The following is a 6,351-nucleotide window of genomic DNA, read 5'->3' as shown; positions in this document are numbered from 1 at the left end:
AATCGTCGTACTCCCATAGTTCATGGAGCTCCAAGGGTGAGTCGCCCACATCCGAATTACATAGTGAACACTTGTTGCTATAAGCGCCGTATTTGTAGCGTAGCTCACGCCACGTTTCATCTGAAACCACTTTTCTTACGTTTTGCCCCCAGCATGTACGTGGAACAAGCTCTAGGTTTAATCTTAGTTTCATCGTCTGCTCCATGTTGCGTTACTTAACTATAAGTGGACGGAATTGGCATATCTGTAAACATTTTCTACGGATACCTTTATGGTTTGTTCATGTGCCAATAATATTTCCATTTCTGGTAACTATAAATCACAGAATTCGTCAAGTATACGCCGTTCCAGCCCAAGGTCATGCGCTGCCATGTAGGACAGGACCCAGACTTTCTTTTTGGGATTCCAGTACCCACCAGCATCCTTGATCAGGGATCTGAGTTCCGTCTCGTTATAACCCACCCTTACTGAAACCGGTTTGTCTGGTCTGACCAGGGTGCCGGGGACCCAGTCTTTTTCTTCAACGATAAGCTCAATGGTTTTGTAACTCTTTCTTTTCAGGCGATCATATCGATAACGGACACAGACCAGTTGATCACCGTATTGTTTGAGTAACAATTTTGTTCCGTTTTCTCCGGGCCTGAATGTTGCCTTCACTTCCATGTGAATGCCTCCTGTGTGTATTCTATTTTCTGAACCGCCTCGCCAGGCGCCTGAAGAATCCGCCGTTACCTTCTGAATCATCGAGAAGGCGACCGGTGAAGTCTTCTTCGTCATGCTCGTGGTCTTCCCGCAACAGTTCACGACGCAGGGTGTCTTCATCAATTGTAGCACCAAGGTGTCTGGCGATTATGCGCATGTCGATCTCTGCATTTTCCATACAGGAGGTACCACCGGGTGAAGGGGTCATGTTGAAAATGGCGCCGTTGTCAGGGTTGATTTTCGCCTCTCCCATCAGCAACACACCTTTTGTTTTGTCGATGAGCTGCGGCCGGATGCCGCCGACCTTGCGCGCAAAGGTAAGGTCACGCCAGCGCAATGCCGGGATGATTTTTCGCACGTCGCGCAGGAACAGGAATTTACGGATTACCGGCACTTCAAACAAAATGTTCTTGAGCATGTAGTTGCGGATGTCCGCTACGCGGAACAGTTCCCACAGGACTTTCGCCACACGCCGGTCAAAGCGGAACACGCGCAGGAAATCCGGCATGGTGCGGTAGTTATAGCGTTCCAGTATTGGCAGGATCAGCGCTGTGGGGCCGAAGCGGGTCTTGCCCGGCACCAGTACGTCCGGGTCGCCGTGGATGGCGGCGAACGGCAGTTTGTCGTTCTGCACGGTGTAGACCTTGCCGTTCAGGTTCTGCGGGGTGAAGTAATAGCTGCCCGCCACCGGCAGGCAGGAATAGTGCAGGCCATAACCGAGATCCTGCGCCAGTTTCAGGCTGTGGCCGCCGGCACACACGACCAGCGCGCGGGTCTGGTAACAGGTGCCGTCGGTCTCGACCAGGAAGCGGTTGTCCTCGACCTTGATGTGGTGAACGGTCTCGTTGTAGTGAACATCGATGTTCTTGCCTTCGACAGCCTGCGCCTGGCGCACAAAAGAGCGTGACAGGGCTTCAAAGTTGACGGCGGTATACTCATCCGTGGAACCCAGTGCAATAATCTCTTCCTCGCGCATGCGTCCGTTGGCGAGTGTTACCACAGCCGGTTCGATGCGGGCGATGTCTTTCTTTTCCAGCAGCTTGAGGTTGGGATAGTGTGGAGCGAAGATTTCAAAGCGTTCGCGCAGCAGCTGACATTCCTTCGCTCCGATACCGAGCACCATTTTCGGGTAGGCAAAGATCAGGTGGTCCTTGTCAGGCTGGCTGAGGCAGTAGTTGGCAAGCATGCGCGCCGCGCGTTGTACCTTGAGTGCCTTTTCCAGGGTGTAGTTGGTTTCGATGTCGCCGCAGTGCAGGGTCTGGCTGTTGTTACTGGACAGGGAGTTGACACGCGCCGGTGCGGCGTATTTCTCGATCACGCCGATATGCTTTATGTCCGTGTACCTGGCGGTTTCATAAAGCAGCGCGGTGCCGGACACGCCGGCGCCGATAATCAGCAGGTCGTACTGGTGTGAACCCATGGCAATGCGTTTCCCTGTTCCATTGCGCGTTCTAGCGGCCGCGCGCGGGGTTTATAAATGCATCAGTTTCAGCACCGGCTCGTTCTTGACCGGGTCATCGTTGAAACCGGACACCAGCAACACGTCGTGTCCGCTTTCGCCCAGCCGGCACTGTTTGGCGATATGGGTACAGATGGTGCGCCAGTTACGGCTGCGCGCCCTGGGTTGGTACACAGGCACTATGCCCCAGTGCAACGCCATCTGCCGGCAGATGCGGATATCGGAACAGACGCCAACGGAAGGCGGCAGCGGCCGATGTGCGGCCATGATGCGTGCGGTGGTGCCGGTGTCGGTGGGTACGATGATCGCTTCCACTTCCAGGTCGTGGGTAAGCTGCACGGCGGCGTGCGCCATGGATTCACGCACGAAATGGGTTTTCTGGCGGCGGTCGGCGATGGATTCTGTGGCGAAGTGCCCTTCCTGCCACTGGTGGCGCTCGACCTCGCGCAGGATACGGTCCATGGTCTGTACGGCCTTGAGCGGGTATTTGCCTGCAGCGGATTCGCCGGACAGCATGGCGGCATCGGCGCTGAGCATGGCCGCACCGGCCACGTCGGTAACTTCGGCGCGTGTCGGGCGCGAGTGGGTCATCATCGACTCCAGCATCTGGGTGGCGACAATGACAGGCGTTCCCCGCTGCCGCGCCTTCTGCACCAGTTCGCGCTGGATCAGCGGTACTTTCTCGGCCGGCAGCTCGATACCGAGGTCGCCGCGCGCAATCATGATGCCGTAGGATTCTTCCAGGATTTCATCGATGTTGTCGACACCGTCCGGGTGCTCGATCTTGCTGATGACGGGAATGTGACTGTCGAGCCGTTTCAGGTAGCGCGTCAGTTGTTGTACATCGCGTGCCTGGCGTACAAAACTGAGTGCCACAAAGTCCACATCGGCTTCCACGGCCAGCCGCACATCGGAGCGATCCTTGGCGGTCAGCGCGGTGGTGGAGAGCTTCGAGTTGGGCAGGTTCATACCCTTGTGGTTGGACAGCACACCACCTTCCACCACCTTGCAGATTACCTCCCTGCCCTTTACTTCCAGCACCCGCAGGGTCAGGTTGCCGTCGTCAAGCAGGATGCGCTCGCCGGGCTTGACGTCCTTGTGCAGGGACTTGTACTGCGAGGGAATCAGGCCCGGCCTGCCGGTGACAGGGCGCGTGGTGACGGTGACCGTACTGCCGTACTTGAGCAGGATGCTGCCATCCTCGAACTTGCCAACGCGGATTTTCGGGCCACACAGGTCCATGAGAATGGCAACGTGCCGGCCACTGGCCTTTGCGGCGCGGCGTACCCGCCTGGCAGTCTTGCGGTGGGTATCCTGGTCGCCGTGCGACATGTTGATACGGAACAGGTCGACACCGGCTTCGACCAGTTTGGCAATCATCTCCGGTGAATCGGACGCCGGTCCGAGGGTAGCGATAATCTTGGTTCTGCGCCATTGCAACGCGATCGCTTTTCGGTCAAAGGTCTTGCGGGGCATGCTTTCCGTCCATTGGGTTATAACTGGCGTAGTATGAACGTTGCGCGGGGTTTTGTCGCGCGCGAACTAATGCCTGTACCGCTTGCGCGCCGTGTGTTGTTTCGGTTTGCGGGACGTATGACGTGACGGTTTATCCGCAACCGGCGCCACGATCACCGGCACTTCCAGGCCAACAGCCTCGTAGAGCTTTTTCATTTCCCCGGCGAGCAACGGCCGCGCCTGCCCCTTGCGCAACTTGCGCTCCAGGATCACCGGCCCGTAACGCACCCGCGTCAGCCGGCTGACCTTGACGCCCTGCGATTCCCACAGGCGACGCACTTCGCGATTGCGCCCCTCCTTGAGAATCACGTGGAACCAGCGGTTGGCGCCGGTGCCGCCGGATTCTTCCACCGCGGCAAAACGTGCCACGCCGTCTTCCAGTTCCACGCCTTCGACCAGTCGTTCCAGCATGGGCATATCCACATCACCGAGCAGCCGCACGGCGTATTCGCGTTCGATTTCCTGTGAGGGATGCATGAGGCGGTGGGCCAGTTCACCATCGGTGGTAAACAGCAGCAGGCCGGAGGTATTGATATCCAGGCGACCGACGCTGATCCAGCGACCCTGGCGTGGCTTTGGCAGGTTATGGAATACTGTGGGGCGCCCTTCCGGGTCATCGCGACTGCACACTTCACCGAGGGGTTTGTGATAGACGATCACTTCCGGCGGGCTGGTGTTCTCCGGCTTGAGATGCAGGCGACGACCGTCCACGACGATACGCTGGTTGTCGCTGACCTTCTGACCCAGTTCGGCGGGCTTGCCATCGACTTCAACGCGACCTTCCCGAATCCAGTCTTCCATCTGGCGTCGCGAACCCAGGCCGGCTTTCGCCAGAACTTTTTGTAAGCGTTCTTCCATGGGCATATCCGCGGGGAGGCGGTTAGTGGATGGTACCCGGAGGATCCTGGGTATCGACAGCCACCTGCACGACGGTTGCCGTATCGTCATCGGCTGTCACTTCAACGGCTGATGAATCCGTCTCTTCCTCACTGGCAACGTCATCATTTTCAACCACTGCCAGCTCCGGCGCCCCTTCACCCGGCATGGCCAGTTCCAGCTCGGCATTGATGGAATCGAAATCGCGTAACTCCATCAGCGTGGGCAGATCATCCAGGCCCTTGAGGTTGAAATAATCGAGGAATTTTTTCGTAGTGCCGTACATGGCCGGCCGCCCCGGTACATCGCGGTGACCGACAACGCGCACCCACTCACGATCCTGCAGGGTCTTCATAATAGAACTGCTGACACTGACGCCGCGGATGTCTTCGATCTCGCCGCGGGTAATCGGCTGCCGGTAGGCGATCAGCGCCAGGGTCTCCAGCAGGGCGCGCGTGTAACGCTGCGGTTTCTCTTCCGTCAGGCGCGACACCCAGGGTTCCATGTCCTGCCCGACCTGGACACGGTAACCGCTGCCCACCTGCACCAGTTCGATACCGCGCTCGGCGTAATCTTCCTGAAGCGCGGCAATGGCCTCACGGATCTGCTCGCGCTCGGGTTTTTCACCGTCGCCGAACACGGCGAGGATGTTGTCCAGCGTCAGCGGCTTGCCGGATGCCAGCAGCACGGATTCCACTATATATTTGATGCGCGGTTCGCTATCGCTCATGTCTGTCTCGTTTCCGTGTTCAGGATTCACCGGACGCCGCCGGCAGTTCGTCTTGTTCCAGCACCGCCGGTGAACCCGCGGCCTTGATGTAAATGGGGGCGAAGGGTTCCGACTGCACCAGTTCCACGAGCGATTCCTTGATCAGCTCCAGTACCGCCAGCAGTGAAACAATCACGCCCATACGCCCTTCCCCGGCCGAGAACAACCCGGTGAACGGTGTAAAATCCTTTTCGCCAATGCGATCCAGCACGATCGACATGCGCTCGCGCACCGACAGCGCTTCCATCTGGATGTGGTGGCTGGTGAACATCTCGGCACGCGTCATGGCGTCGCGGGCGGCCATCAGCAGTTCCTGCAGGGACACTTCCGGTGGCTTTGCTGTCGTCTGCTTTTCCGGGCCGATGAGTTCCACCGGGTATACATCCCGGCCCACGCGCGGCAGGTGGTCGATATCTTCGGCGGCCTGCTTATAGCGTTCGTACTCCTGCAGACGACGCACCAGCTCGGCGCGCGGGTCGTCTTCTTCTTCGGTCTCGACCACGCGCGGCAGCAGCATGCGCGATTTGATCTCGGCCAGCATGGCGGCCATCACCAGGTACTCGGCGGCCAGTTCCAGGCGCAGATCCTGCATCAGGTCGATGTAGTCCATGTACTGACGGGTGATTTCGGCGATGGGGATATCGAGTACATCGAGGTTCTGCCGGCGGATCAGGTACAGCAGAAGATCCAGCGGACCCTCGAACGCTTCGAGGAAAACCTCCAGCGCATCCGGCGGGATGTAGAGGTCTTTGGGCAGTGTCGTGACCGCTTCACCCTGCACAAAGGCAAAGGGCATTTCAGCTTGTTCGGGGGTTGTTTTCTGTGGCGCCAGCGTGTCGGTCATTCAATAAGCCCTGATGGTATGAGTGCATTGTAAACACCCGCGGGCCGGTTGGAAACAACCGTCATTGCAAGCGCAGGTTTTGAATTGGGTGGGGGGGGGGGTTTTGGGTGGGTTGAAAAGAAAGGTAACAACCAAAAGAACAACCGAAGACTGGGGGGGGGGGGGGTATAAAAAAGATAAAAAAAC

At 58.0% G+C, this 6,351-nt stretch carries 6 protein-coding genes; all 6 read right to left on the bottom strand.

What is annotated here, in order from left to right:
• Nucleotides 1-312: 312 nt before the first annotated feature.
• The 6 genes from ACW81B_RS12320 to ACW81B_RS12295 all read right to left on the bottom strand — a co-directional run bounded on the left by ACW81B_RS12320 (nucleotide 313) and on the right by ACW81B_RS12295 (nucleotide 6,165).
• Nucleotides 313-663: a hypothetical protein gene (locus tag ACW81B_RS12320; protein ID WP_491580519.1), complete on the bottom strand. Its 351-nt coding sequence runs from the start codon at nucleotides 661-663 to the stop codon at nucleotides 313-315.
• A gap of 22 nt (nucleotides 664-685) precedes the next feature.
• Nucleotides 686-2,122 (bottom strand): FAD-dependent oxidoreductase, encoded by a 1,437-nt coding sequence (locus ACW81B_RS12315; RefSeq protein ID WP_491580518.1) that lies wholly within the window; start codon nucleotides 2,120-2,122, stop codon nucleotides 686-688.
• Nucleotides 2,123-2,173: 51 nt separating this feature from the next.
• Nucleotides 2,174-3,637, bottom strand: coding sequence for a pyruvate kinase (pyk, locus tag ACW81B_RS12310; protein ID WP_491580517.1), 1,464 nt, complete (start codon nucleotides 3,635-3,637; stop codon nucleotides 2,174-2,176).
• Nucleotides 3,638-3,703: 66 nt separating this feature from the next.
• Nucleotides 3,704-4,534: a 23S rRNA pseudouridine(2605) synthase RluB gene (gene rluB / locus ACW81B_RS12305; protein WP_491580516.1), complete on the bottom strand. Its 831-nt coding sequence runs from the start codon at nucleotides 4,532-4,534 to the stop codon at nucleotides 3,704-3,706.
• Between the two features lie 22 nt (nucleotides 4,535-4,556).
• A complete protein-coding gene (gene scpB, locus ACW81B_RS12300) occupies nucleotides 4,557-5,282 on the bottom strand; it encodes an SMC-Scp complex subunit ScpB (protein ID WP_491580515.1) in 726 nt (241 codons plus the stop codon).
• Nucleotides 5,283-5,301: 19 nt separating this feature from the next.
• Nucleotides 5,302-6,165 (bottom strand): segregation and condensation protein A, encoded by an 864-nt coding sequence (locus tag ACW81B_RS12295; protein WP_491580514.1) that lies wholly within the window; start codon nucleotides 6,163-6,165, stop codon nucleotides 5,302-5,304.
• Between the last annotated feature and the right edge of the window lie 186 nt (nucleotides 6,166-6,351).

The organism is Thiogranum sp. (genome assembly GCF_058323355.1).
This window is presented reverse-complemented; position numbering and strand designations above follow the sequence as displayed.